Source organism: Flavobacterium magnesitis (genome assembly GCF_041729735.1).
In the GTDB taxonomy this organism is placed as follows: Bacteria; Bacteroidota; Bacteroidia; order Flavobacteriales; family Flavobacteriaceae; genus Flavobacterium; species Flavobacterium magnesitis.
In genome coordinates, this window is record NZ_JBCFQK010000003.1 from 156842 (window position 1) to 183094 (window position 26253).

General features: G+C 33.3%; 16 protein-coding genes. 8 read left to right on the top strand and 8 right to left on the bottom strand.

Annotation, left to right across the window (positions count from 1 at the left end):
* Positions 1-39: 39 nt before the first annotated feature.
* From AAGV33_RS03620 to AAGV33_RS03655, 8 genes are all read right to left on the bottom strand, one after another.
* Positions 40-2448, bottom strand: coding sequence for an alpha-ketoacid dehydrogenase subunit alpha/beta (locus AAGV33_RS03620; protein ID WP_373390585.1), 2409 nt, complete (start codon positions 2446-2448; stop codon positions 40-42).
* A gap of 184 nt (positions 2449-2632) precedes the next feature.
* Positions 2633-5461 (bottom strand): gluzincin family metallopeptidase, encoded by a 2829-nt coding sequence (locus tag AAGV33_RS03625; protein ID WP_373390586.1) that lies wholly within the window; start codon positions 5459-5461, stop codon positions 2633-2635.
* Between the two features lie 88 nt (positions 5462-5549).
* Positions 5550-6278 carry an LOG family protein gene (locus AAGV33_RS03630; RefSeq protein ID WP_373390587.1) on the bottom strand — a complete coding sequence of 243 codons (729 nt, stop codon included), beginning with the start codon at positions 6276-6278 and terminating at the stop codon, positions 5550-5552.
* A gap of 154 nt (positions 6279-6432) precedes the next feature.
* Complete coding sequence (locus AAGV33_RS03635) at positions 6433-6927, bottom strand: MepB family protein (protein ID WP_373390588.1); 495 nt, start codon at positions 6925-6927, stop codon at positions 6433-6435.
* A gap of 34 nt (positions 6928-6961) precedes the next feature.
* Positions 6962-9793, bottom strand: coding sequence for an excinuclease ABC subunit UvrA (gene uvrA, locus AAGV33_RS03640; protein ID WP_373390589.1), 2832 nt, complete (start codon positions 9791-9793; stop codon positions 6962-6964).
* Between the two features lie 191 nt (positions 9794-9984).
* Complete coding sequence (locus AAGV33_RS03645; protein WP_373390590.1) at positions 9985-11769, bottom strand: chloride channel protein; 1785 nt, start codon at positions 11767-11769, stop codon at positions 9985-9987.
* Positions 11770-11803: 34 nt separating this feature from the next.
* Positions 11804-12478 (bottom strand): DNA alkylation repair protein, encoded by a 675-nt coding sequence (locus AAGV33_RS03650; RefSeq protein WP_373390591.1) that lies wholly within the window; start codon positions 12476-12478, stop codon positions 11804-11806.
* Positions 12479-12499: 21 nt separating this feature from the next.
* Positions 12500-13084 carry an acyl carrier protein phosphodiesterase gene (locus AAGV33_RS03655; RefSeq protein ID WP_373390592.1) on the bottom strand — a complete coding sequence of 195 codons (585 nt, stop codon included), beginning with the start codon at positions 13082-13084 and terminating at the stop codon, positions 12500-12502.
* Positions 13085-13184: 100 nt separating this feature from the next.
* On the opposite strand from AAGV33_RS03655, the gene glmM reads away from it, so the two are divergent.
* The 8 genes from glmM (at position 13185) to AAGV33_RS03695 (ending at position 26248) form a co-directional block, all read left to right on the top strand.
* Positions 13185-14585: a phosphoglucosamine mutase gene (glmM, locus tag AAGV33_RS03660; protein ID WP_373390593.1), complete on the top strand. Its 1401-nt coding sequence runs from the start codon at positions 13185-13187 to the stop codon at positions 14583-14585.
* Positions 14586-15229: 644 nt separating this feature from the next.
* The gene (locus AAGV33_RS03665; RefSeq protein ID WP_373390594.1) at positions 15230-17689 is read left to right on the top strand and encodes a glycoside hydrolase family 95 protein; all 2460 of its coding nucleotides are present in this window, start codon (positions 15230-15232) and stop codon (positions 17687-17689) included.
* A 33-nt stretch (positions 17690-17722) separates the two neighbouring features.
* A complete protein-coding gene (locus AAGV33_RS03670; RefSeq protein WP_373390595.1) occupies positions 17723-18565 on the top strand; it encodes a sialate O-acetylesterase in 843 nt (280 codons plus the stop codon).
* Positions 18566-18601: 36 nt separating this feature from the next.
* Positions 18602-21196 carry a glycoside hydrolase family 31 protein gene (locus AAGV33_RS03675; RefSeq protein WP_373390596.1) on the top strand — a complete coding sequence of 865 codons (2595 nt, stop codon included), beginning with the start codon at positions 18602-18604 and terminating at the stop codon, positions 21194-21196.
* A gap of 79 nt (positions 21197-21275) precedes the next feature.
* The gene (locus tag AAGV33_RS03680) at positions 21276-22235 is read left to right on the top strand and encodes a glycoside hydrolase family 43 protein (RefSeq protein ID WP_373390597.1); all 960 of its coding nucleotides are present in this window, start codon (positions 21276-21278) and stop codon (positions 22233-22235) included.
* 8 nt (positions 22236-22243) lie between these two features.
* On the top strand, positions 22244-23803 hold the full coding sequence (locus tag AAGV33_RS03685) for a glycoside hydrolase family 43 protein (RefSeq protein WP_373390598.1): 1560 nt from the start codon (positions 22244-22246) through the stop codon (positions 23801-23803).
* Positions 23804-23811: 8 nt separating this feature from the next.
* Positions 23812-25110, top strand: coding sequence for a glycosyl hydrolase family 8 (locus tag AAGV33_RS03690; protein ID WP_373390599.1), 1299 nt, complete (start codon positions 23812-23814; stop codon positions 25108-25110).
* Positions 25111-25135: 25 nt separating this feature from the next.
* A complete protein-coding gene (locus AAGV33_RS03695) occupies positions 25136-26248 on the top strand; it encodes an alpha/beta hydrolase-fold protein (RefSeq protein ID WP_373390600.1) in 1113 nt (370 codons plus the stop codon).
* Positions 26249-26253 lie beyond the last annotated feature (5 nt).

Below are 26253 nucleotides of genomic sequence, written 5' to 3' on the forward strand. Positions count from 1 at the left end.
TTTCCGTGTTTTTATAATACGATAAGAATTTCTTTTAAATCAATACAATTCTGGAAATTTTGCAGGATTTGCTTCCGAAAGAATGCTGTAAACTTTTTCATAAATGTCTTCTGTAGAAGGTTTAGAAAAATAATCACCATCAGTTCCGTATGAAGGTCGGTGTTCTTTAGCAGCTAAGGTTTGCGGTTTACTGTCTAAATATTTAAAAGCATCTTGTTCTTCAATAATTTGTTGTAAAATATAAGCTGAAGCTCCGCCAGGCAAATCTTCGTCAATAACTAAAAGACGATTTGTTTTTTGAACACTCTTGACAATATCATGATTGATATCAAATGGAAGCAGAGATTGAATGTCGATAATTTCGCAATCTATACCTATTTCTAATAGTTCTTTTGCAGCTTGTTCTACTAAACGTAAAGTAGAACCATAAGAAACTAATGTGATATCAGCTCCTGTTTTAATTGTTTCTACTACACCAATTGGAGTTTTAAATTCTCCAAAATTTAGCGGCATTTTTTCCTTCAATCGGTAGCCATTCAAACATTCTATAACCAAAGCAGGTTCATCGCATTCCAATAATGTGTTGTAGAAACCAGCAGCTTTCGTCATGTTTCTAGGAACTAAAACACGAATTCCTCTTATTGCGTTTATTATCATTCCCATAGGCGATCCTGAATGCCAAATGCCTTCTAAACGATGTCCACGGGTTCTAATAATTAATGGTGCTTTTTGTTTTCCTACCGTTCGGTATTGTAAAGATGCTAAATCGTCACTAAGAATTTGGATTGCATAAAGTAAATAATCAAGGTATTGAATCTCGGCAATAGGTCTTAATCCTCTTAAAGCAAGTCCGATTCCCTGACCAATTATGGTTGCTTCGCGAATACCTACATCGGCCACACGAGTTTCTCCATATTTTTCTTGCATTCCTTCTAAACCTTGGTTTACATCACCAATGTTTCCAGAATCTTCTCCAAAAATTAACACATCTGGGTACTTTGCAAATAAAGCATCGAAATTGTCCCGGATAATCATTCTTCCATCGGTATCTTTTCTAGCGTCGGCGGTATAAGTAGGAAGCACTTCTTTAACAGAAAACACATTCTTTTTTGATTCAGAATAGAGATTGTTGCTAAATGTTAATTGGTTTCTTTGTGTATATTTTTGTATCCAAAGTGATAATTCATTCGCTACAGCTTCGTTTATTACTAATCGTAATGTCTTTCTAGCTGTAACCAGAATTTCTTTTTTAAAGGGATCTTTAACGGTTTTAAGACTATTGGAAAGTCTTAGAATTTGATCTTTATTTTTACTTGAAGGGGCTATTTTTTCTAATAAACTAACCAGTTCATTTTTCTCAGTAACGATTGGAGAAATAAATGAATTCCAAGCTGCTTTTTTAGCTTCTAAAACCTCTTTTTTAATAGCGTTATCAATTTCATTCAGTTCTTCAACTGAGGCAATATTGATAGCAATCATCCATAAACGCATCTGTCTGAGGCAGTCAAACTCTTTTTCCCAGTTGAGACGTTCAGTGCTTTTGTATCTTTCATGAGAGCCAGAGCTAGAATGGCCTTGAGGTTGTGTCAATTCAGTAACGTGAACTAAAACAGGAATGTGCTTTTCACGAGCAATTCGGGATGCTTTTTCGTAAGTGGTAATTAAATCCGAATAATCCCAACCTTTTACGGTTATAATTTCGATTCCATCCTTGTTTTTATCACGTTGAAAACCAGATAAAATTTCAGAGATGCTTTCTTTTGTAGTTTGGTGTCTTGCGTGAACTGAAATTCCGTATTCATCATCCCAAACACTAATTAGCATTGGAACTTGTAATACACCAGCGGCATTAATGGTTTCGAAAAATACACCTTCAGAAGTACTGGCATTTCCTATAGTCCCCCAAGCAATTTCATTTCCATCATTAGAAAAGTTTTTTTGGTTGGGAATATTATTGATTTCACGATAAATTTTAGAAGCTTGTGCTAATCCTAAAAGGCGAGGCATTTGAGCCGCAGTAGGCGATATGTCTGCGCTTGAGTTTTTTTGTTGGGCTAGATTTTTCCAACTTCCATCGTCGTTTAGACTATGAGTAACAAAATGACCGCCCATTTGTCTTCCAGCCGACATTGGTTCTTGTTTGATGTCAGTGTTTCCGTATAATCCAGCAAAAAAATTAGCGAGTGTTAATTCGCCAATGGCCATCATAAAAGTTTGATCTCTATAATATCCTGAACGAAAATCTCCATTTTTGAAAAACTTAGCCATTGCAATTTGAGGTACTTCTTTTCCATCTCCAAAAATCCCAAATTTTGCTTTGCCAGTCAATACTTCTCTGCGTCCTACAAGACTGCATTCTCGACTTGTTGCGGCTATCTTATAATCATTCAATACTTCAGTCTTGAAATCCTCAAATGTCAATGTCGTATTGTTTTGTTCTTTTATCATAATTGAAAGATTATAATTCATGGCGCAAATTTACTTAAAAACTGGCTATTATCATAATTGATTAAAAGAAAAATGTAAGATAAAGTGATGTTTTTATTCAGGAAAAATGTTGTTTTTTTAATAAAAAGTAATTTTTTTAATAAAAAATTGATTATTCTGTAATGTAAAATACTAAGTTATTTATTTAGAACCATTTTCGATTGAATAAATTGACTAGTATTTTAGGCGAAAATGTAATGATGAATCGTATTTTTTCATTGTAATTATTTTGGCTTATTTCCCATCCATTAGAGGAATATACCGGAAAGTACAATTCAAAATAATCAGTCACTAAGTTCAGACGAATGCCGCTATCAAAAACAAATTTGGGATCTTGGTATTTGTTTTTTAAAACCCCTACATCTCCATAGATTTCGACCCAATTCCAAATAGAATATCCTGCGTTTATGGTGCTAATCCACTGATTTGCATAAGGTGTTTTTAATTTAGACTTAAATCCGCCTTCGGCTAAAATTAATTGTTGGCTGAAAAAACCACTGCTTTCCGATCTTCCATAATAGCCATAATCGAATAGATAATCGGTAGGACGATCTAAAGCAAAACTAAAAAAATCAGAATTACTATTGTTGTACAGAAAACTTCCAGCATAAACGCGTAGATTAATTTGACGGTTGTCTTCAAAGAGTTTTCTGTATTCAATTTGGCCAGCTAGTTTTCCAAATTTATTAGCAAATTGAATGTCGCTCGTTAAATTAAAATGTTGCGTAACTTCTGTTTTTGTATTGAAATATTTAACATTGAATACAGAATAATTTTCAGCAGAATTATCACTAATTAAGGCGCTTTTTTCTCTATCAACAAGTACCTGACGTATATATATAAGTTGTTTTCTATTGTCTCTAAAATCATTTTCTCTAATCCGCAATTGGATATTTGGATTTAATTTGGTGTAAGTTGCATCTGGTGCATAATGAAAATAAGAGCCCGAAAACGAATATTTTACGTTAAATAACTTACTATTTCGATAATTATGATTAATGGTAAAACTTCCTGAACCTGATAATGTTTGTGTATTTGTGGAATAGGCGGGGTTGACATCAAAAATAAAGGGTTTGTCTAATATAGTTTTGTTATGAAGACGCATTCCAGGAATCAAACCATCATATAAGTTATATTCTAATGTTGGAACATACAAAAGTTGGTTGTAATAAGGATCTTCTAAATCCTTCATAAATACAAACTTTATAGGTCGGTTATTAGGAAAAAAAGGTTTTAGTGATTTCCAGTTGTTTCTTAAATTGTATTCAGGAACTTCATTTTCATAATTCAAAACAATTTTACTGGCATTGTTTCTTGGAATGCTAAAAATACTATCCTGGGTAGGTTCAATCCATTTTTTAAAAACAATTTGTCCTTTGTTTATTCCGTAAACAGGAATTGGAACGTTAACATCTGTTTTGCTTTTTACTGAAAATTGAATGCTATCATTGGTTTTTGTAACCTTATTAAATTTATAGTCAATTAAATCTCTGGAATTAATTGTAGAGTTAAAAAACCATTCAATATTTTTAGGACTTTGTTGCTTTAATTCGTTTTCAAAGTCTAGAGCTGTTATTTGTTTTCCTTGATTTTTAGTGTAAAATTCGTTAATACCTTTACTCACCGCTTGGTTTTCCAGATAGCTATTTAAGAAACGCAAACTTAAACCAGCACGATATTTACTAGCAATTTGTTCGTTGAATTTGATGAGTGTGTTTTTTGGTGCTCCTAATGGCTGATCCAGATTTTTTCGAGCCATTAGCATATAAAAATAGCTGTATTGCTCATTGAAATCTAAGTTGGTTAAATTGAAGCTTTTTAATAATTTATAAGAAGATGCATTACCTAACATTTTAGTATCAGGATAATTTTCTTCAATATATTTCATCATGGCATAAACTTGAATTCCATTATGAACCCAGCTTTCATTTCTATTATTGATAAAAAGGCTATTGTTGAGAAAAACGGAAAGATAAGTTTTTAAAAATTTTATCTCATAAGTAAATTCATCCGAAAAAGGTCTAATTATAGAAGGCAACTGATTCAGTCCGTAAAAAGGATTTTTTTCGTAATCGGTTTGAGAAATTACTATTTTTTTAAAAGGATAATCGCCAACTAATTTTTTTACAAAACGCACCACAGCATCAATCGCTTTAGCTTGATCTTCAGTAGCCACTTTGTCGCCATCTAAATTGGTTATTACTTCAAAATTATCGCTTTTAAAATTCGTAAAACTAGATTTAGGTTCTATAAAAAGACTAAAATTAACTCTATTTTTCCCTTCTAATTTATAAAAAGTATAATCGCTATTGTTGCTTTGTTCGATTGTGTTTAAATCAGTAGTAAGAACAAAACCATTGGTTAGTTTAAGTTCAATATCAAAATCAGAAATAGCATTAGCAATATCATCTAAATTTTCATTACTCTGTTTAACAAAAGCATGATTTTCATAGCGAGCTGGGCATAAAAACCAATCTTCCAGATTGATATTACCCAAATCATCATAGCCAATTTTAGTGAATTTACTACTCGGAATTTTTACATTATAACTTAATTTTAATTTGATTTTTTCATTTGGAGCCAATTTATAATTCAGTTTAATAATAATAAGATCTGGGTTTTCTTCGGTTCTTTTCCAAAAAAGTGGCAACTGCTCATTGTTAAAAATAGTAATATTTGAAGTTTTTCCTCTTTCTTCTTCTTTTGCTAAATGAAATCCACGATAAAATTCGTCTGAAAAGCGGAGTGCCAACGGAGTTTTTACATCAGAATAGGCGTTATTCCAGTCATTTAAAACAATTTCCGAAATACTATCAGTTGAATTGTTTAAAAAATCAATTTCCTGTTTGATATTCAACAGATGAGTTTTTGTATCAACTTCCACAAAAAGCTGATTGCGATGTTGCGCAATACTACTATTTATTGAAGCCAAAAGTGCTACAAAAGAAAGAGAAATTTTAATGATGGTATTCAATTTTGGTTTTGGTTTTAAATGTACTTCAATTTACATTTTTTTATTTTACAGAATACATTAAAATAAAAAAAAGCTGTAAAACAGCTTCTTAAAAATTGGGTTTCAAAGTATATTTCTTGTAGAAATTGTCTAAAACATCTACAACCTCGTCTTCGTTGTCCACAATCTTAATCAATTTTAAATCATCAGGACTTATCGTTTTTTCTTGTTCAAGCAAAACGGTTTTTATCCAGTCTAATAATCCTGACCAGTAACTGCTTCCAACTAAAATAATAGGAAAACGAGCAATTTTTTTGGTCTGAATTAATGTGATTGCTTCAAACATTTCGTCCAGTGTTCCAAAACCTCCAGGCATAACAACAAAACCTTGCGAGTATTTTACAAACATTACTTTTCTAACAAAGAAATAGTCGAAATTTAAGTTTTTGTCGTGGTCAATATAGGGATTGAAATGTTGTTCAAAAGGCAATTCGATGTTTAATCCTACCGAAGTTCCGCCACCTAAATGTGCTCCTTTATTTCCTGCTTCCATAATTCCAGGTCCACCGCCGGTAATAACGCCGTAACCTGCTTTACTTATTTTAAAGGCAATTTTTTCGGCTAATTGATAATACCTGTCATCCGGTTTTGTTCTAGCTGATCCAAAAATAGAAACACAAGGACCAATACGACCCATATTTTCATACCCGTTTACAAATTCCGACATGATTTTGAAAATTGCCCAACTATCATTGGTTCTAATTTCATTCCATGTTTTTTGTTTTAAGCGGTCTTGGATTATTTTTTCTTCATCATTGTCAAAATCTTCTAATCTCATATTTAAAGTAGTTAATTGATAATCAGTGAGCTGAAAGTTACTGCTGCTTTCTAGCAATTTTAAAAAAATGCTAGTAGCTAATATAACTTTTTTTGTAAGATTAGAAAGGGAGAAGTCTTAAATTTTATGCTTTTTTTGACAACCGTTTATGGCTTTATAATTGATATAATTTTTGAATTTTATCTTTTTCGAAAGGAATTTCGATAAAATACTCCAATTGCCATTGTTGTGTTTTTTGAGCTTGTTTACTGGTTGTCTTATCCCAAGGTGGATAAACACGAATAGCACGTTTGCCTTCTTTCAAATCAGTTGAAAAAACAGCTTTTTCGAGAAGTATAGCAGTTGGAAATACAAATTGTCCAAAATAATTTTCAGTTTCAGTATTGATAATTACTAAGTCAAAACCATCTTTAATTTCAAAAGGAGCAATAGGACCATTTACACTTCTTTTCCATAAAGTAACAAATTGACCTATCTTCGTTGGTGTGGTTTTAGCAGTTCTAAAAAGAATTTTTTTGTCATTCAGTAATAATTGACAAGCATTATAATCGGCACTTTCTTTTTCTAAATAAACGCTTTTAATTTCTAGACTTAATTTGTTAAAAACAAGTATGTTGGTTTTATGTAGAAAATCAGGAATAGAAATCATAAAGTAGTTTTATTTGTTTTGATGCAGATTATATTTAAACCAATTCTTTCTTCAAAAACTTAGCAGTATAACTTTTTTTATTGTTTGCAATTTCTTCTGGAGTTCCTTTAGCAACAACAGTTCCGCCACCTTTTCCGCCTTCAGGGCCAATGTCTATAATGTAATCTGCAAGTTTAATAACATCCATATTGTGTTCGATAATTAGGATAGTATTTCCTTTGTCAACCAATTTATTAATCACTTCCATAAATACCCTGATGTCTTCAAAATGCAATCCTGTAGTAGGTTCGTCGAGAATATAAAAAGTATTTCCGGTATCTTTTTTAGACAATTCTCCTGCCAGTTTGATGCGTTGCGCCTCACCACCAGAAAGGGTAGTGCTTTGTTGTCCTAATGTGATATAACCTAAGCCAACGTCTTGCAGAGTTTTTACTTTTCGGTAGATTTTTGGAATATTTTCAAAAAACGGAACGGCTTCGTCAATAGTCATGTCTAATACATCCGAAATGGATTTTCCTTTGTATCGAATTTCAAGGGTTTCACGATTGAAACGCTTGCCTTGACAGCTTTCGCATTCGACATAGACATCGGGTAAAAAGTTCATTTCAATTGTTCGTACTCCTGAACCCTGACAGGTTTCGCAACGACCGCCTTTTACATTAAAACTAAAACGACCGGCTTTGTAACCACGAATCATACTTTCGGAAGTCATGGTGAATAGATTTCTGATTTCGGTAAATACTTCGGTATAAGTCGCTGGATTGGAACGAGGTGTTCTTCCAATAGGGCTTTGGTCAATATCAATTACTTTATCGATATGTTCTAAACCTTCAATTTTTTTGTAGGGCTGTGGTTTTTTTACGCCGTTAAAATAGTAGGCGTTTAAAATTGGGTACAACGTTTCGTTGATTAAAGTCGATTTTCCACTTCCTGAAACTCCAGTCACGCAAATCATTTTTCCAAGCGGAATTTCTATCGAAACATTCTTTAGATTGTTTCCTGTAGCCCCACTTAATTTTAAAGATTTTCCATTGCCTTCACGACGTTTTTTTGGAATTTCGAACTTCATCTTTCCATTGAGATACTGCGCTGTAATAGTATTGGATTTCAAAGTTTCAGCAGGCGTTCCTTTACTGATAATTTCACCGCCATATTTCCCTGCTTTTGGTCCAATATCAATTACATAATCGGCTTGTTCAATCATGTCTTTGTCATGTTCCACAACGATTACTGAGTTGCCAATGTCACGCAATTGCTCCAAGGAATGAATTAGTTTTTCATTGTCTCTTTGGTGCAAACCGATACTGGGTTCATCTAAAATATAAAGCACACCTACAAGCTGTGAACCAATTTGTGTCGCCAACCTTATACGCTGTGCTTCACCACCAGAAAGCGATTTTGAGCTTCGGCTTAAAGCCAAATAGTCTAAACCTACATTCATCAAAAAGTTCAAACGGTCTTTGATTTCTTTGATTACTTCAGTAGCGATACGACGTTGTTTATCAGATAAATGACTGTCTAAATCTTGAAACCAAGTTGTTAAATCCGAAATATCCAAATTGCATAATTCGCTAATATTTTTCTCGTTGATTTTAAAGAAAAGTGCTTCTTTTTTCAAACGGGAACCTTCACAAACAGGACATTTTATTTCGTCCATGAAATCTTTTGCCCAACGTTTTATGGTTGTAGAACCGCTTTCGTCGTGTTGGTTTTTGATGAAATGCGAAATCCCTTCAAAATCTATTTTGTAATCTCGGGCAACGCCCAAATCTTTTGAGTTGATTGTGAACTTTTCTTTACCGCCATTTAAAATCATTTCCATCGCTTCGGCTGGAATTTTCTCTATGGCATCGGTAATTTTAAAACCATATTTTTCTCCAATAATTTCCAATTGCTTGAAAATCCAGGACGATTTATATTCGCCTAATGGCGCAAAACCACCCGCTTTGATGGATAATTTAGGATTTGGAATGATTTTCTTGACATTGATTTCATTGACAGTTCCCAATCCGTTACAATGTTCGCAAGCGCCTTTTGGCGAGTTGAATGAGAATAAATTTGGTTCTGGATTCTGGTAGGATATACCGGTTGAAGGACACATTAAATTTCTACTGAAATAGCGTACTTCTTTTGTATCCTGATCTAAAATCATCAATACGTTTTCGCCATGATGCATAGCGGTATTAATGCTTTCGGATAATCGTTTTTGATTGTCTGCAGTATCTTCAATCTGCATTCGATCTACGACAATTTCAATATCATGGGTTTTATAACGGTCTAATTTCATTCCAGGTGTAATATCCAGAATATCTCCATTGACACGTACTTTCAGGAAGCCTTGTTTGATTATTTGTTGAAATAATTCGCCATAATGTCCTTTTCTCGCTCTAATTACCGGTGCAAGAATATTGATGCGTTTATTAGCAAAATCCTGCATAATCAAATCCTTGATTTGCTCATCCGAATATGAAACCATTTTTTCTCCCGTATTGTAGCTGTAGGCATCGGCGCCACGGGCATAAAGCAATCGCAGGAAATCGTAAATTTCGGTAATCGTTCCCACGGTAGAACGCGGACTTTTACTGGTTGTTTTCTGTTCAATGGCGATAACAGGCGATAGTCCGTCAATTTTATCTACATCAGGACGCTCTAAACCTCCTAGAAATTGTCGGGCATAAGCCGAAAAAGTTTCCACATAACGACGTTGTCCTTCGGCATAAATAGTGTCGAAAGCCAAAGAAGATTTTCCAGAGCCAGAAAGACCAGTAATAACCACTAGTTTTTCCCTCGGAATCGAAATGTCTATATTTTTTAGATTGTGAACGCGTGCACCAAGAACTTCAATAGTATTGTCTTTTTCTAACATAATTTTAGCAAAAAAGCAAAGTTACTATTTGTTTCGCAGAGATTCGCAAAGTTAACACAGAGTATCTCAGAGAATTTTCGATAAAAGAGCTATTTTGCAGTAATTTACTATGTTAATTCAAAATATTTGTTGGGTTTTCAAGAAAAATTTTGTGTATCTCTGTATCATCTTAGCGAATCTCTGTGAAATTTTTATTCAATAGTCATCGATTTCAATTTGGCACGATAGGCTTCAAGTGCAACAGATTTAGAGATGAATCCATAATATTTTTCATCTTTGATAACTGGAAGAAAAGCCATTTTAGAACGTTCAAATTTATCCATAACGGTTTCCATAGTATTAAAAGGATAAATCACTTCGTTTGGAGTAGCCATGATTTCTTTAACCAAAGTATATTTTACTCTATAATTGTTAAAAATAATTTCTCGAATATTATTAAAATGAACTACACCAAGCATGTGATTTTCCTTGTCCACTACTGCGAAAATAACTTGATTAGAATGAGAAATTAAGTCGACTAAATGTTCTAAATTTTCGTCAGGTGTAAGCGTGAAATAATCCGTTTGAATGATGGAATGAATATTTAAGGTCGAAAGGACATTGGTATCTTTATTATTAGTAAAAACGTGTCCTTTTTGAGCAAGGTTTTTCACATCCATGGAATGTTTTTCAAATTGTTTTGAAATTGCGAAACTAATAGAAGCCACAATCATTAGTGGAACCATTAGGCTGTAACCGCCTGTAATTTCAGCAATAAGGAAAATAGCGGTTAGCGGTGCATGAAACAATCCGCTTAAGATTCCTGCCATACCTACCATTGTAAAATTACTCACAGGTAAATGTGATAATCCTGTAAAATTAATGAGTTTAGAAAATACAAAACCCAAATAAGAACCAACAAAAAGGGAAGGGGCAAAATTTCCTCCGTTTCCTCCAGAGCCTAAAGTAATGGCAGTGGCAAAAACTTTTATCATCATAGTGGCAGCCACAAAAGCAAGTAAAACCCAGCGGTTGCTTTTAAAGCTTTCAAACAGCGTATTTTCAAGGATTTCTTCGGGATGACTTTCGGCTAAGATTTTGATACTTTCATATCCTTCTCCAAACAGTTTTGGAAAGATAAAAATTAATACGGCTAGCAATGAAGCACCAAATAGTGCTTTTTTGTACGGAGTTAATTTAAGTCGATGAAAAAAGTGTTCGGTTCGTTGAAAATTTCGAGTATAATAAACAGATATAAAACCAGTCAAAACCCCAAGTAATACATAAAATGGAATATTATGATATTTAAAAACCTCTTGTTGTTTAAAATTTAATAAAACGGTTTCGTCTAAGGTAATGGCTGATACAATGGCACCTGTAGCGGCCGAAATCATAATGGGAGTAAAAGCAGAGATGCTTACATCCACCAATAAAAATTCAATAGCAAATAAAACTCCAGCAATAGGGGCATTAAAAGCAGCTCCAATTCCTGCAGAAACGCCACAACCAATGAGAAGTGTTCGGTCTTTATAACTTAACTTGTATTTTTGAGCATAATTAGAACCAAATGCAGCACCAGTAACCACAATTGGGCTTTCTAAACCTGCAGAACCACCTAAACCAACCGTTAAGGAACTGGTAATAATATGAGCATACATTTGCTTTTCTGGAATGATACTGGCTTTTTTGGCAACGGCATATAAAATTTGAGAAGTTCCTTTTTCTATACTACCTCCTAATACTTTTTTGATGACAAAAACGGTTAGCAAAAGTCCTGCAATAGGTAGAATACTATTGATAAAACTTAGTTTTAGAATTCCATTAATATAAGTAGCAAAAGAAAAAACCCAGTGGGCAAATGATTTTAAAATAATTACGGCAAATGCAGCACTAATACCTACTAAAACACTGGATAGAAAAATAAACTGTTTTCCAGTCAAAATGGATTGTGCCCATACTATGATAGTGTCTAATTTAGAAATATATTTTTTGAACATTTTGCTGTTTTAAGAGGTCAAAATTACTATTATTTTAAGCAAAAGATAAATTTTTGAGGGCTTCTTTTCGGCTTAAAGGCTTTAAGTTATTAACTAAAACAAAATTTTTCACGGCCTCAGAATTTGTTTTTGCATATTCTCGTAAAGCCCAACCAATTGCTTTTTGAATAAAAAATTCCGTAGAAGATTGATGTTGAATACAAATTGCTTTTAGTAATTCAAAATCTGTTTGTTTTTTGTAGCCTAATTGAAATAAAATGGCACTTCGGTTGAGCCATAGATTATTAGAATTTGAAAAACGTTCTATAGTATTTTCTATTTCCTGTGGATGTTCTAATAAATATTCTCCTAAAATATATTTAGAAATGGTATCCACACTGTCCCACCAGGAATTTGTAATAATGAGTTTTTCAATAAATTCGATTTCGTCTTTTTTATAATTTCCCTTGAGCTCTTTTATGAGAATTTCAATCGCACAATAATGCAATTCCCGCTGTTCTTTTGCGTAAAGTTCAAAAGCAATTGCTCTGGCATTTTTAGCAACTTCTTGTTGGTTTTGTTTCCAAATAGTTTTAAAAACATTCCTTCTTTCCGTAGTTTTAATACCGTAAAAAGGGAATTTGTCTTTCATGTATTTTGACATGGCAAAAGCATTTTCAGCATTGCTGTTTTCTTGAAAAGCAGTTTCTAACGCACTGATAAAACTCATATTCGAATTAGATTAGAGAATTTATAATGTTTTTAATTTTTCTTGTGCATGCAATTGTAAATCTTCAAAAAACAAAGTGAATTCTTTTTCAAATTCAATGTAGAACGTTTTTAGTTCTTCAGAAGCAAATCGCATTTTAGATTCATTTTTTGTACGACGATCCATTTGGGTTAGAATTTGACTGATTCCATCGATAGTTTGGTAACTCAACAACCAATTTTGTTTTTCCATGTATGGAAGCATGTTTTTGGTTTTTTCGCTAACTAAGTCATGATTTGTATGCAAGGATTGGTAAAAACGATCAATAAAGTCTTCCAGATTTTCATTCGAATATTGCTCCCAGTTTTTTGCTAAAAAGTGATCATAAAAAATATCTACAATTACACCCGCATAATGATGATAGCGTTCGTGTAAACGCTTTGTACTCTCTCTAAAAACGGGATGTGCATCGGTATAGGTATCGATAGCTCTATGCAAAATAATTCCTTTTTGGATTTCTTCCGGGAAATTTTCAAATTGTTTCCCACGGATTCCATCGGCCATAAAGTTGCCAATTTTTATCAAATCATTGTCTCCAGAAAGGTAGATGTGTGCTAGAAAGTTCATTCGTCTAAAATATGAAATCTAAATGACTTTTATAAGCAGTCAATTATTATATTTGTGAGCAATTTATATTATTTTACTTTAAAAATTAAAGATAACAAGGATGACATTAATAAAATCGATATCAGGAATTCGTGGAACCATTGGTGGAAAAGTAGGAGATAACCTGACTCCGGTGGATGCAGTAAAATTTGCTTCGGCTTATGGAACATTTTTAAAAGAAGGAAGAGGGAAGCTTGTAGAGGGAAGTAAACTTAAAGTTGTTGTGGGTCGTGATGCCAGAATTTCAGGGCCGATGATTCATAATTTGGTAGTAAATACTTTATTAGGTTTAGGAATTGATGTGATTGATTTAGGTCTTTCGACTACACCTACAGTTGAAGTTGCTGTTCCTTTAGAAAAAGCTGATGGCGGAATTATTTTGACTGCATCACACAATCCAAAACAATGGAATGCCTTAAAGTTACTGAATGAAAAAGGAGAATTTCTGAATGGTGTTGAAGGAGAAAAAATTCTTCAAATTGCCGAAGCGGAAGCATTTGATTTTTCAGATGTGGATAGTTTAGGTGAAGTGATTCAAAATGATGCTTACATGGACATTCATATTGACGAGGTGTTGAATTTGCCTTTGGTAGATATTGAAGCGGTAAAAGCGGCTAAATTTAAAGTGGTTGTGGATGCTGTGAATTCTTCGGGAGGGATTATTATTCCTAAATTGTTAGAATTAATGGGCGTGGAAGTGGTAAAATTATATTGCGAACCTAACGGACATTTTCCTCACAATCCAGAACCTTTAAAAGAACATCTGACTGATATTTCAGAATTAGTGGTTAAAGAAAAAGCCGATTTTGGAGTTGTGGTTGATCCCGATGTAGATCGTTTGGCTTTCATTTGTGAAAACGGAGAAATGTTTGGCGAAGAATATACTTTAGTAGTTTGTGCTGATTATGTTTTGAGTAAAACACAAGGAAACACCGTTTCTAATATGTCATCATCTCGTGCTTTACGCGATGTAACAAATACACATAACGGAAGTTACGAAGCCAGTGCTGTAGGAGAAGTGAATGTGGTAGAATTGATGAAGAAAAATAATGCCATTATTGGGGGAGAAGGAAACGGTGGAATCATCTATCCTGAATTGCATTACGGAAGAGACAGTTTGGTAGGAGTTGCTTTGTTTTTAACACATTTGGCTAACAAGAAAATGAGTGTTTCGGCTTTGCGTGCTTCGTATCCGGAATATTATATGAGTAAAAACAAAATAGAATTGACTCCGCAAATTGATGTAGATGCAATTTTAGTTGCAATGACTGAAAAGTACAAAAACGAAGATATTACTACGATTGACGGAGTGAAAATTGACTTTGCAGAAGAATGGGTTCATTTAAGAAAATCCAATACAGAACCGATTATTCGTATTTACACGGAAGCAGCTTCACAAGAAAAAGCAGACGTTTTAGCATTGCGAATTATTGACGAAATTAAAGTGATTGCGGGAATTTAAAAGTTTTTCTACAATAAAAATTAGTTTAGAAAAAAACAGGAAATCGAGAAGATTTCCTGTTTTTTGATTTTAGGACTAAGAAAGCCTGTTTAGTTTTTTATAGATTTATTTTACACTTTCGTTTAATTCGATGAATATCATTATCATTCTGAACTGTTTGTTAAAGTTATTGTTTTGGAAAGATTATCATTTCTCAAATGGTAATTTCTTTTATTATTAAATTCTTTATTAAAGCAGACAACAATATTGTTTTATATGACTCATAATTTTAATAGTTTCTTTATCTATAATCAATTATTCTAAATGTTTGTTAATAAGTAATGAAATGAGTAAAAAATGCAATGTATTTTTTTTAAAAATAAAATAATAAATAAAAAGCAACCGATTGTGTAATTTTTATATATTTGTAAAGTTGAATTTTCAGTATTCTTGATATTAATAAAAATACAAGAATAGCTGTTGTTTAAATAAGAGGTTATATTCTTTATTTAGGTTTCCAAAATACGATTTATTCACTTTCTAAAAGAACATAAAAATCAATGGGTTTTTTTACTCTTTTTTTTAAGTGTAGTTTGGACACATAAATAAAAATTATAATTAATTTCAGAATATTTAGATAATTAAGAATCATATCAATTTATAGAATGAAAAAATATTTTTTTATATACTTATTTTTAGGTTTCTCAATGGGGTATTCTCAAACCAGTCAAAACCTTAAACTTTGGTATAATCAACCTTCAGGGAAAACTTGGGAAAATGCTTTGCCTATTGGTAATGGTTTTCTAGGTGCTATGGTTTATGGAAATGTTGAGCATGAAATTATCCAGTTAAATGAAAATACAGTATGGAGTGGTGGACCGAATAGAAATGATAATCCAAATGCTTTAGCTGCTTTACCTGAAATTAGAAAGATGATTTTTGATGGAAAACATAAGGATGCTGAAAAATTAGCAAACCAGACTTTCATTTCAAAAAAATCTCATGGACAAATTTTTCAGCCTGTAGGAAGTCTCAATTTGGATTTTGAAGGACACGATAAATATTCTAATTATAGGAGAGAACTTGATATAGAAAATGCAATTTCAAAAACCAGTTATGAAGTTGATGGTGTAACTTATACAAGAGAAGCTTTTGTTTCATTTTCAGAAAGAGTGATTGTAATTCATCTTACAGCAAATAAAAAAGGAAGTATTTCATTCACGGCTAATTATACTTCCCCTCATAAAATTAAAATTTTTTCAATAAGCAATTCAAAAGATCTTGAAATTACAGGTATAACCAGTGATCATGAAGGAGTAAAAAGTTTGGTAAATTTTAAAGGTATAAGCCGTATAAAATTAGATAATGGAAAATTAGAACAAACTGATCATTCACTTATTGTAAAAAATGCCAATGCTGCTACTATTTTTATATCGATAGCAACTAATTTTAGTAATTATAATGATGTAAGTGGAAATGAAGTGAAACGTGCTGCTGATTATATGAATGCAGCCTATGGAAAATCTTATGAAACCATTAAAAAGAAACATATTGCAGCTTATCAAAAATATTTCAATAGGGTTAAATTAGATTTAGGAACAACTCCGGCAGCTGATTTGCCAACAGATGAGCGTTTGAAAAATTTTAGAAATACAAATGATCCCCAATTTGTAGCATTATATTATCAGTATGGCCGCTATTTATTGATATCCTCTTCACAACCTGGAGGACAACCAGCTAATTTACAGGGAATTTGGAATAACAGCCTTAATGCAGCCTGGGATAGTAAATACACTATTAATATCAATGCTGAAATGAATTATTGGCCTGCTGAAAAAACTAATCTTTCAGAGTTGCATCAGCCTTTTTTAGAAATGGTAAAAGATTTGGCGGTTACGGGACAAGAAACAGCTAAAACTATGTATGGTGCAAGAGGATGGATGGCACATCATAATACTGATATTTGGCGTGCTACGGGTGCAGTAGATGGTGCGTTCTGGGGATTATGGACCGCAGGAGGCGGATGGGCGAGTCAGCATTTATGGGAACATTATCTTTATAAAGGAGGTAAAAAATATTTAGTATCTATATATCCTGTACTAAAAGGAGCAGCTTTATTTTATGTAGATTTTCTGGTAGAACATCCTAAATACAAATGGATGGTTGTCAATCCAGGGAATTCTCCGGAAAATGCTCCGCAAGCTCATAATGGTTCATCGCTTGATGCAGGAACAACAATGGATAACCAAATTGTTTATGATGTTTTTTCAACTACAATTCGGGCAGCACAAATTTTAAAAGAAGATCCTGCTTTAATAGATACGCTGAAACAGTTACGCAGTCGATTGGCTCCTATGCATGTGGGAAAACACAATCAGCTTCAAGAATGGTTGGATGATATTGATGATCCTAAAGACAATCACCGACATGTATCTCATCTTTATGGATTATTTCCTTCTAATCAAATTTCTGCATATAGAACACCTGAATTATTTGCTGCTTCAAAAAATACATTGCTTCAGCGTGGCGATGTTTCCACAGGTTGGAGTATGGGCTGGAAAATTAACTGGTGGGCAAAATTGCAAGATGGAAATCATGCTTACTCACTTATTAAAAATCAGCTAACACCTTTAGGAGTAAACAAAGGAGGAGGGGGCACTTATAATAATCTTTTTGATGCGCATCCTCCATTTCAAATTGATGGAAATTTTGGATGTACTTCGGGAATTACAGAAATGTTAGTTCAAAGTTCGGATGGAGCGATTCATTTGCTTCCAGCATTACCTGATGTTTGGTCAGAAGGAACTATTGAAGGCATATGCGCCAGAGGTGGTTTTGAAGTTGTTGAATTGAAATGGAAGAATTCGAAACTTACTAAATTAGTTGTAAAATCAACATTAGGTGGGAATTTAAGATTGCGTTTACCAAATGATATGAAACAAAAATCAGGTGCTGAATTGGCAATTGCAAAAGGAGAAAATCCGAATCCTTTTTACTTTGTTGACGAAACGGCAGGAGCCATTATATCTGAAAAATCAAATATAAAACCACTTGAACTTAAGCCTACCGTTTTAGTTGATATTGCAACAAAAAAAGGAAGTGTTTACACATTAGTTAGTAAATAAAAATAATTTTATAAAATCTAAAATAGAACTGAAATGAAAAAAAACTTAAATCTACTTTTTGCTGTGTCACTATTGTTTTTTGGAACAAATACATTTGCACAGAATCCTAAATTCCATATCTATCTCTGTTTGGGGCAGTCTAATATGGAAGGAAGTGCTAAAATTGAACCTCAGGATACAGTAGTAAATAAGCGTTTTCAGGTTTTAGAAGCAGTAGATTGTGATAATTTAAATAGAAAAAAAGGACAATGGTACACGGCAGTTCCACCGTTGAGTCGTTGTACTACAGGACTTACCCCAGCAGATTATTTTGGAAGAGAAATGATTGCAAATCTTCCTGAAGATGTAAAAGTTGGTGTCATTAATGTAGCTGTTGGAGGATGTAAAATTGAACTTTTCGACAAAGATAATTATGAAACTTATGTGAGTGCTGCACCACAATGGCTGAAATCAACGGTAGCACAATATGATGGAAATCCGTATGGACGATTGGTAGAAATGGCTAAAATTGCTCAGAAAGACGGAGTGATAAAAGGGATATTATTGCATCAGGGAGAATCCAATACAAATGATACACTTTGGACAAAAAAGGTAAAAGTAGTGTATGATAATTTATTGAAAGATTTAAATCTTAAGGCTGAATCTACGCCTTTACTGGCAGGAGAAGTAGTTCATGCAGACCAAAATGGAATATGTGCGAGTATGAATAAAATTATTGCCACTTTGCCACAAACAATTCCAAATTCTTATGTGATTTCTTCTAGCGGATGTCCAGATGCTGCAGATAATCTTCATTTTACAGCCGAAGGATACAGAATGTTAGGAAAACGATATGCATCAAAGATGCTTGAGATATCGAAGATTAGTAAGAATTAGAATTTATATTTAATGCAGTTATTTAAAATCATTAATATGCAAAGATTCATTTACATTTTATTTTTAGGCTTGCTGAGTGCTTCAATTAGTGCACAGCAGTATAAAAAGCACGTTTTAACTAAGGATAGATTATCTATTGATTTGTCAGATGGAATATTAAATATAATTCCTCTTAACGAAAAATCAATACGGGTACAATATCAAATAGAAAATGTAAAAGAAGCGCAGGAATTCGTTTTGATTAATAAACCGAATGTACCCAGCTTTGGATTGAAAGAAACAGCAAATAGCTTAAAACTTAGCACAAATACAATGACAGTTGCGTTTGATAAGAAAACAGGAGTGCTTCAATATAGTGATAAATCAGGAAAAGTATTTCTTAGTGAAAAAGCAAATACCCGATTAATGAAACCAATTACTATTATGGGAGAACCTTGTTTTGTAGCTGAACAAGGTTTTGAATCTCCTCAGGATGAATACTTGTTTGGGTTAGGACAGTTTCAGGATGGTTTTTATAATTTAAAAAATACAACCCGAAAATTAATTCAAGTCAATACACAAATTGCAATTCCATTTTTAGTATCTAATAAAGGATATGGATTGTTGTGGCATCAATACGGTTTGACTTATTTTAATCCAACCAATCAAAATATTACTTTGGTTAAAAATGCCGTAAACGAAGGAGAAAAAAGAGAAGTGGAAGTGACAACTACTTCAGGTACACAAAAAGTATCACAACAGCAATCCGTTTATTCTGGGAGTTTTTCAGTAGCTAAAGACGGTGAATATTCATTGATGCTGGATCTTGGAGATATGGATAGTCGTCATTTAGTACTTATTGATGGTATCGATGTAATCAATCAATCTAATTTATGGCTGCCGCCAGCAGTGAGTAAATTAGTTCAGTTAAAAGCAGGAGAGCATACGGTAAAAGTAGTTTGCAAATCGAGTAATACGCCTTCTCTTGGCTTAAAACTTTCTAATGATGAAACAGTTTTTAATTCACCAAATGCTAAATCACTTGATTATGTAGTTTTTGCAGGAAATGATACTGACGAAATTATAGCTAATTACCGCAATTTAACTGGTAATGTTCCCATGCTTCCTAAATGGGCATTTGGGTTTTGGCAATGTCGTGAGCGATATACTTCTGGTGAACATTTGGTTTCTACAATTAAAGAATTTAGAAAACGCAATTTGCCTGTAGATGTAATTGTACAAGACTGGCAATATTGGGGTAAATATGGTTGGGGAGTACCAAAATTTGATGAAACGCATTATCCAGAACCTGAAAAATTTATAAAAGAAATTCATTACTTGAATGCTCATTTTTCTGTTTCTGTTTGGGAAAATCTAAATAAAGAATCTGAAATTGGTAAGGAATATGTGATGAAAAATTTATTTATTCCTAATAGTCCCTGGATCGATATTTATAATCCGGAAACCCAAAAAACGCACTGGAATGCACTGAATAAAAATTTATTTACTCTTGGAGTAGATTCTTGGTGGATGGATGCAACGGAACCCGAAAATGATGCGCTAAAAGGCAAACAAACTTATTTTGGTTTAGGCGATTTTTACCGATTGACTTATCCTTTATTTGTTAGTAAAGCGGTTTATGAAGGACAAAGAATTACTAATCCAGAAAAAAGAGTCACCATTCTTACTCGTTCAGCATTTTTAGGACAGCAACGTTATGCTACAATCAATTGGTCAGGAGATATTGGATGGGATTGGGATACTTATAAACGCCAAATAGTAGCAGGATTAAATTATAATCTTACTGGAATGCCTTATTGGACTACTGATATTGGAGGTTTTTTTCGTCCGGGTTCAGGACAATATAAGGATGAAAAGTATCATCAAATATTGACTCGTTGGTTTCAATGGGCTGTTTTTAATCCCATATTCCGTATGCACGGTTATCAAACAGAAACAGAACCTTGGAAATATGGAGAAAAAGTAGAAAATAATATGCGTTCTATGATGAATCTTAGATACCAATTATTGCCTTATATCTATTCAGAAGCCTGGCAAATTTCTAAAAATAATTCCACTTTAATGAGACCATTAATTATGGATTTCAATAAGGATACCACTGCTGTAAGTCAAGCCTATCAATATATGTTTGGAAAAGCATTTTTGATTGCTCCAGTAACAGCAGCTAATGTTACGGAGTGGAATGTTTATTTACCAAAAGAAAATGCATGGTTTGATTTTTGGACAGGAAAACGATTTGAAGGTGGACAAACTATAGCTACAGCAGCTCCATTAGATAAAATTCCAGTTTTTGTAAAAGAAGGTTCAATTGTTCCTATGGGGAATGTAATTCAGAGTACTCAAGCTAAGCAGGATGAACTAGAAATCCGTATATATACGGGTAAAGATGCTACGTTTACACTTTACAATGATGAAGGAGACAATTACAATTATGAAAAAGGAAAATATAGTGAGATTGTTATTATTTGGAACGAAAAAAATCAAACCCTAACTCTGGCAAATCAAATAGGAAATTATAAAGATCAAACCACTACTTACACAATGAATATTAAATGGATATCAGGGAATGAAAATAATGGTGTAGTAAAAACAATAAAATATACAGGTAAGAAAGTAGTGGTAAAAAAGTAAATAAACTGAATTTGAAATGAAATAAAACAGATAATTCTATTATCCAAGAATTAAAATAACCAACCAAAAAAATATAAATATGAAATTGAATACTAGGATTCTATTGGCATTTTGTTGTTTGTCGATGATCGATATTGCAGCTCAAAATCCCATTATAAAACACATTTTTACTGCTGATCCTTCACCTATAGTACATAAAGATACGCTGTTTTTATACACAGGTCATGATGTTGCTACAGAAGCAGATACTAATTATAAAATGGCCGATTGGCATGTTTTTTCTACAACCGATATGGCCACTTGGAAAGATCACGGAGCACCACTTTCCCCAAGCACTTTCTCATGGGCTACTGGAGATGCTTATGCCGCACAGTGTATCGAGAGAAATGGTAAGTTTTACTGGTTTGTTTCTACGTTTCATAAAAAAGATGGAGTTAGTGGAGGCGGAGCTGCTATAGGTGTTGCTGTTTCAGATACCCCTACAGGTCCTTTTAAAGATGCCATTGGTAAAGCTCTTGTAATTAATGAAATGACTAAAGATTTACCGCATGCTTGGGATGATATTGATCCTACTGTATTTGTGGACGATGATGGACAAGCTTATATGTTTTGGGGTAATGGAAGCTGTAAATGGGTAAAACTGAAAGACAACATGATTGAAATGGATGGTCCAATCACCACTTTTAAGCCAAAAAACTTTATCGAAGGACCGTGGGTTTATAAGAGAAAGGGACTTTATTATTTAGTTTATGCTAGTGCAGGTACAAAACCAGAAATGATAGAATATTGTACTGCTACAAATCCAGCTGGACCATGGACATACCAGGGTATTATTCAGGAAAATGTAACTAACAGTTTTACTACACATCCAGGAATTATTGATTATAAAGGAAACTCATACTTTTTTTACCATAACGGAGCTTTGCCTACAGGAGGAAGTTACAGACGCTCTGTATGTGTAGATTATATGTATTATAATGAGGATGGAACTATTCAAAAAATAGTACAAACTACTGAAGGTGTAAAAGCTTTAAAATAAAAATTGACATGAAAATAAGAGATACCTTTTTTTATATTGTTTTGCTAGTTGGTTTAACAATTACTACTAATTATGCGCAGGAAAATAAAGCTAAAAATCCATTGATTCATGCAGATGTTCCTGATTTATCAATGATTCGAGTAGGTGATACGTACTACATGAGCAGTACTACAATGCACGTTAATCCAGGAGTTCCAATTATGAAATCTACTGATTTAGTCAATTGGAAACTGGTTAATTATGCTTACGAAACATTAGAGGATGATAATGATAGACTCAATTTAGACAATGGAAAAAATGATTATGGCAGAGGTTCATGGGCTAGCTGTTTGAGTTTTCATGAAGGAATTTATTATGTAAGCACTTTTTCAGGAACCACGGGTAAAACATATATTTATTCAACAAAAAACATAGAAAAAGGACCTTGGAAAAAAATTGTATTAAATAATTCATACCACGATCACTCCATTCTTTTTGATGATGATGGAAAAGTGTATATGGTTTGGGGAGCAGGAAAACTTCAAATTATAGAGCTAAACAAGGATCTTTCAGGCGTAAAAGAAGAAACCAAAAGAGTCTTAATAGAAAATGCAAGTGCTCCTGCTGGAAACAATATAATGTTGCAGTCTGAAGGTTCCCAACTTTTTAAAATTAATGGGAAATATTATTTATTTAATATCAACTGGCCAAGAGGAGGAATGCGTACTGTAGTTATTCATCGTGCCAATAATATCAATGGCCCTTGGGAAGGAAGAGTGGGATTGCAAGATCAGGGTGTTGCACAAGGAGGACTTATTGACACTCCGGATGGCAGATGGTTTTCTTATTTATTCAAAGATGCCGGAGGTGTAGGACGTATTCCTTATTTAGTTCCTGTTAAATGGGAAGATGATTGGCCAATATTAGGCGTGAATGGAAAAGTTCCTGAATATTTAGATTTACCACCAAGCAAAGGATTAATTCCTGGAATTGTAAATTCAGATGAGTTTACACGTAAAAAAAGTGATCAAGATTTGCCTTTAGTTTGGCAATGGAATCATAATCCAGACAATTCCCTTTGGTCTGTTAGAGAGAGGAAAGGTTTTTTAAGATTAAAAACAGCCAGAATAGACAGCAGTTTTGTTCAGGCTAAAAATACGTTGACGCAAAGAACTTTTGGACCTGAAAGTTCGGCTTCAACGATGCTTGAAATAGCTAAAATGAAAGAAGGAGACATGGCAGGACTTTCTTTGTTACAAAAGGAATATGGATTGATAGCTGTAAAAATTGAAAACGGCTCTAAAAAAATTGTAATGATTGATGCTGTAAAAGGACTTCCAAAAGAAATTGCAAGTGTAGCTTTAAATCAAGACAAAGTATATTTTAAGGCAGAATGCGATTTTAAAGATAGAGCAGATACAGGAAAATTCTATTACAGTTTGGACGGAAAAGAATGGATTCCTATTGGAAACACTATAAAATTACCTTACACGCTTCCTCATTTTATGGGATACCGTTTTGGCTTATTTAATTATGCTACAAAAAATACTGGTGGATATGTAGATTTTGATTGGTTCAGAATTAAATAAAAATAAGTATGATTATAAATAAATTTTATAAGCAGGATTATCATCGAATTATCCAAATTTTTGTACTGATTCTTATTTTGATTGTTCCAGTTTTGGCTATAAGCCAAAGCAAAAATAAAACCGAAAAATCAGCATTCAAAACAGCTCAATATCGTAATCTTTTTAAAGAGGCAGGTTATAGTCAGGTGGAAATAGACCAGAAATTAGCTAAAGCTTATTATGATATTTTTGAAGGTCCAAATCGTGTTTATTTTGAAGAAGGAGATTCTTTAGGTTATGTTTCTGATGTTAAAAACAAAGATGCACGTACCGAAGGCATGTCGTATGGTATGATGGTCGCAGTTCAATTGGATAAAAAAGAGGTTTTTGATCGTCTTTGGCGTTGGTCAGTAAAATACATGCAGCATCAAAGTGGATCAAGAGAAGGTTACTTTGCATGGAGTGTTGATCCTATTACCAAGAAAAAGAATTCGCAGAATTCAGCTTCTGATGGGGAAATATATTATATAACCAGTTTACTATTTGCTTCTAACAAATGGGGTAACAATACGGGTATTGATTATTATAAAGAAGCTCGAAGAATATTAGATGCCATGTGGAAAAAAGATGGTACTGATAATGTATATAATCTGATTAATACGGAGCACAAGCAAATAACTTTTGTTCCTGAAGGGGGAAGTTACAATTGGACTGATCCTTCTTATCATCTGCCTGCTTTTTATGAAGTTTGGGCATTGTATGCTAATGATGGTCACGAAGAATTTTATAAAGAATGTGCCAATGTTTCTCGTAATTTTTTGCATAAAGCCTGTCATCCTGTAACGGGTTTAAATGCTGATTATACTGAGTTTAATGGAGAACCACATTCCACTCGATGGATGCCGGCAGCTTTTCGTTATGATTTCTGGCGTGTTCCAATGAATATTGCGATGGATTATACCTGGTATGGAAAAGATAAAAAATGGCAGGAAGATTATGCTAAGAGATTTCAAGACTTTTTAAGGTCTAAAGGTATGGAAACCTATGTAGATCAATATAATTTAGATGGTTCTACACCGGATTTTATTCTGCAAGCAGGACCTGTAAAAAAGTTAAGACATTCAATTGGTTTAATATCAACGGCGGCAACAGCTTCGTTAGTGAATCATAAGAAAGGCAATCTTGATTTTGTTCACGCTATTTGGAACGCTAAACTAGAACCTTATGAAGATGGCTATTTTGACCCTTATTATGATGGTTTGATGTATCTATTTAGTTTAATGCATCTTAGTGGAAATTATCAAATTATAGAGCCAGAAATTAATTGAAATTGAAATTTTTAAACTTAAAAATATGAAACAGTATTTAAATGTTACGTTATTGATATTTATTTTATCAAGTTATTTGTGTTTGGGACAATCTATTGTCGAAGATTTTAAGCCTTCCACAGTCAATCAACCGGGACAGGAATACCCACAAGTTAATTCTCAGGGATACGCCCGATTTAAAATTTTAGCTCCCGAAGCTCAATCGGTTGTTGTAAGTCTTGGTTTAGGAGGAGCAAAAGGAGGAACTGCTCTTTCAAAAGGAGAGAATGGTTTTTGGACAGGAACTACAGCAGGTATAATGGATGAAGGTTTTCATTATTATCATGTAACGGTTGATGGTGGTGTTTTTAATGACCCTGGAGCCTTAAATTTTTATGGATCTACTCGTTGGGAAAGCGGAATCGAAATTCCAGCCCACGATCAGGATTTTTATGCGTTAAAAAATGTTCCTCATGGTAATGTACAGCAAATTCTTTTTCCTTCAAAAAGTACTAACACTTCTCGCCGTGCTTATGTTTATACACCACCAGGTTATTCTAAAGAACAATCAAAACGTTTTCCAGTGTTGTATTTGCAACATGGTTGGGGAGAAGATGAAACTGCCTGGAATAATCAAGGACGTGTCAATTTAATTATGGATAATTTAATTGCCGAAGGGAAAATAAAACCATTCATTATTGTAATGACTTACGGAATGACCAATGAAGTTAAATGGGGAGGTATGGCTAGTTTTAAAATTGAACCATTTCAAACTGTTCTTGTCGATGAATTAATTCCTTATGTGGATGCAAATTTCCGTACAGTTAACAAACAAACTCATCGTGCAATGGGCGGTTTATCAATGGGCGGAATGGAAACAAAAACGATAACAATAAACAAGCCAGAAGTATTTTCTCATTATGCACTTTTGAGTGGTGGAACTTATAAACCAGAAGATATTAAAGATAAATCTAAGGTCAAACTTATTTTTTTAAGTTGTGGAAGTAAAGAGCGTCCTGATGGTGTAAAAAATGCAGTAACTGGCTTGAAAGACGCAGGATTTAATGCGGTTTCTTATGTTTCAGAAGGAACAGGACATGAGTTTCAAACTTGGCGACGTAGTTTTAAAGAATTAGCACCATTACTTTTTAAGGATTAAAAAAG

Coding starts and splice junctions, on each gene's coding strand:
- AAGV33_RS03650 (WP_373390591.1), bottom strand. CDS start 12,478: ATGAGTTTTATCAGTGCGTTAGAAACTGCTTTTCAAGAAAACAGCAAT.
- glmM (WP_373390593.1), top strand. CDS start 13,185: ATGACATTAATAAAATCGATATCAGGAATTCGTGGAACCATTGGTGGA.
- AAGV33_RS03675 (WP_373390596.1), top strand. CDS start 18,602: ATGCAAAGATTCATTTACATTTTATTTTTAGGCTTGCTGAGTGCTTCA.
- AAGV33_RS03680 (WP_373390597.1), top strand. CDS start 21,276: ATGAAATTGAATACTAGGATTCTATTGGCATTTTGTTGTTTGTCGATG.
- AAGV33_RS03620 (WP_373390585.1), bottom strand. CDS start 2,448: ATGATAAAAGAACAAAACAATACGACATTGACATTTGAGGATTTCAAG.
- AAGV33_RS03645 (WP_373390590.1), bottom strand. CDS start 11,769: ATGTTCAAAAAATATATTTCTAAATTAGACACTATCATAGTATGGGCA.
- AAGV33_RS03670 (WP_373390595.1), top strand. CDS start 17,723: ATGAAAAAAAACTTAAATCTACTTTTTGCTGTGTCACTATTGTTTTTT.
- AAGV33_RS03630 (WP_373390587.1), bottom strand. CDS start 6,278: ATGAGATTAGAAGATTTTGACAATGATGAAGAAAAAATAATCCAAGAC.
- AAGV33_RS03665 (WP_373390594.1), top strand. CDS start 15,230: ATGAAAAAATATTTTTTTATATACTTATTTTTAGGTTTCTCAATGGGG.
- AAGV33_RS03635 (WP_373390588.1), bottom strand. CDS start 6,927: ATGATTTCTATTCCTGATTTTCTACATAAAACCAACATACTTGTTTTT.
- AAGV33_RS03685 (WP_373390598.1), top strand. CDS start 22,244: ATGAAAATAAGAGATACCTTTTTTTATATTGTTTTGCTAGTTGGTTTA.
- AAGV33_RS03655 (WP_373390592.1), bottom strand. CDS start 13,084: ATGAACTTTCTAGCACACATCTACCTTTCTGGAGACAATGATTTGATA.
- AAGV33_RS03690 (WP_373390599.1), top strand. CDS start 23,812: ATGATTATAAATAAATTTTATAAGCAGGATTATCATCGAATTATCCAA.
- uvrA (WP_373390589.1), bottom strand. CDS start 9,793: ATGTTAGAAAAAGACAATACTATTGAAGTTCTTGGTGCACGCGTTCAC.
- AAGV33_RS03695 (WP_373390600.1), top strand. CDS start 25,136: ATGAAACAGTATTTAAATGTTACGTTATTGATATTTATTTTATCAAGT.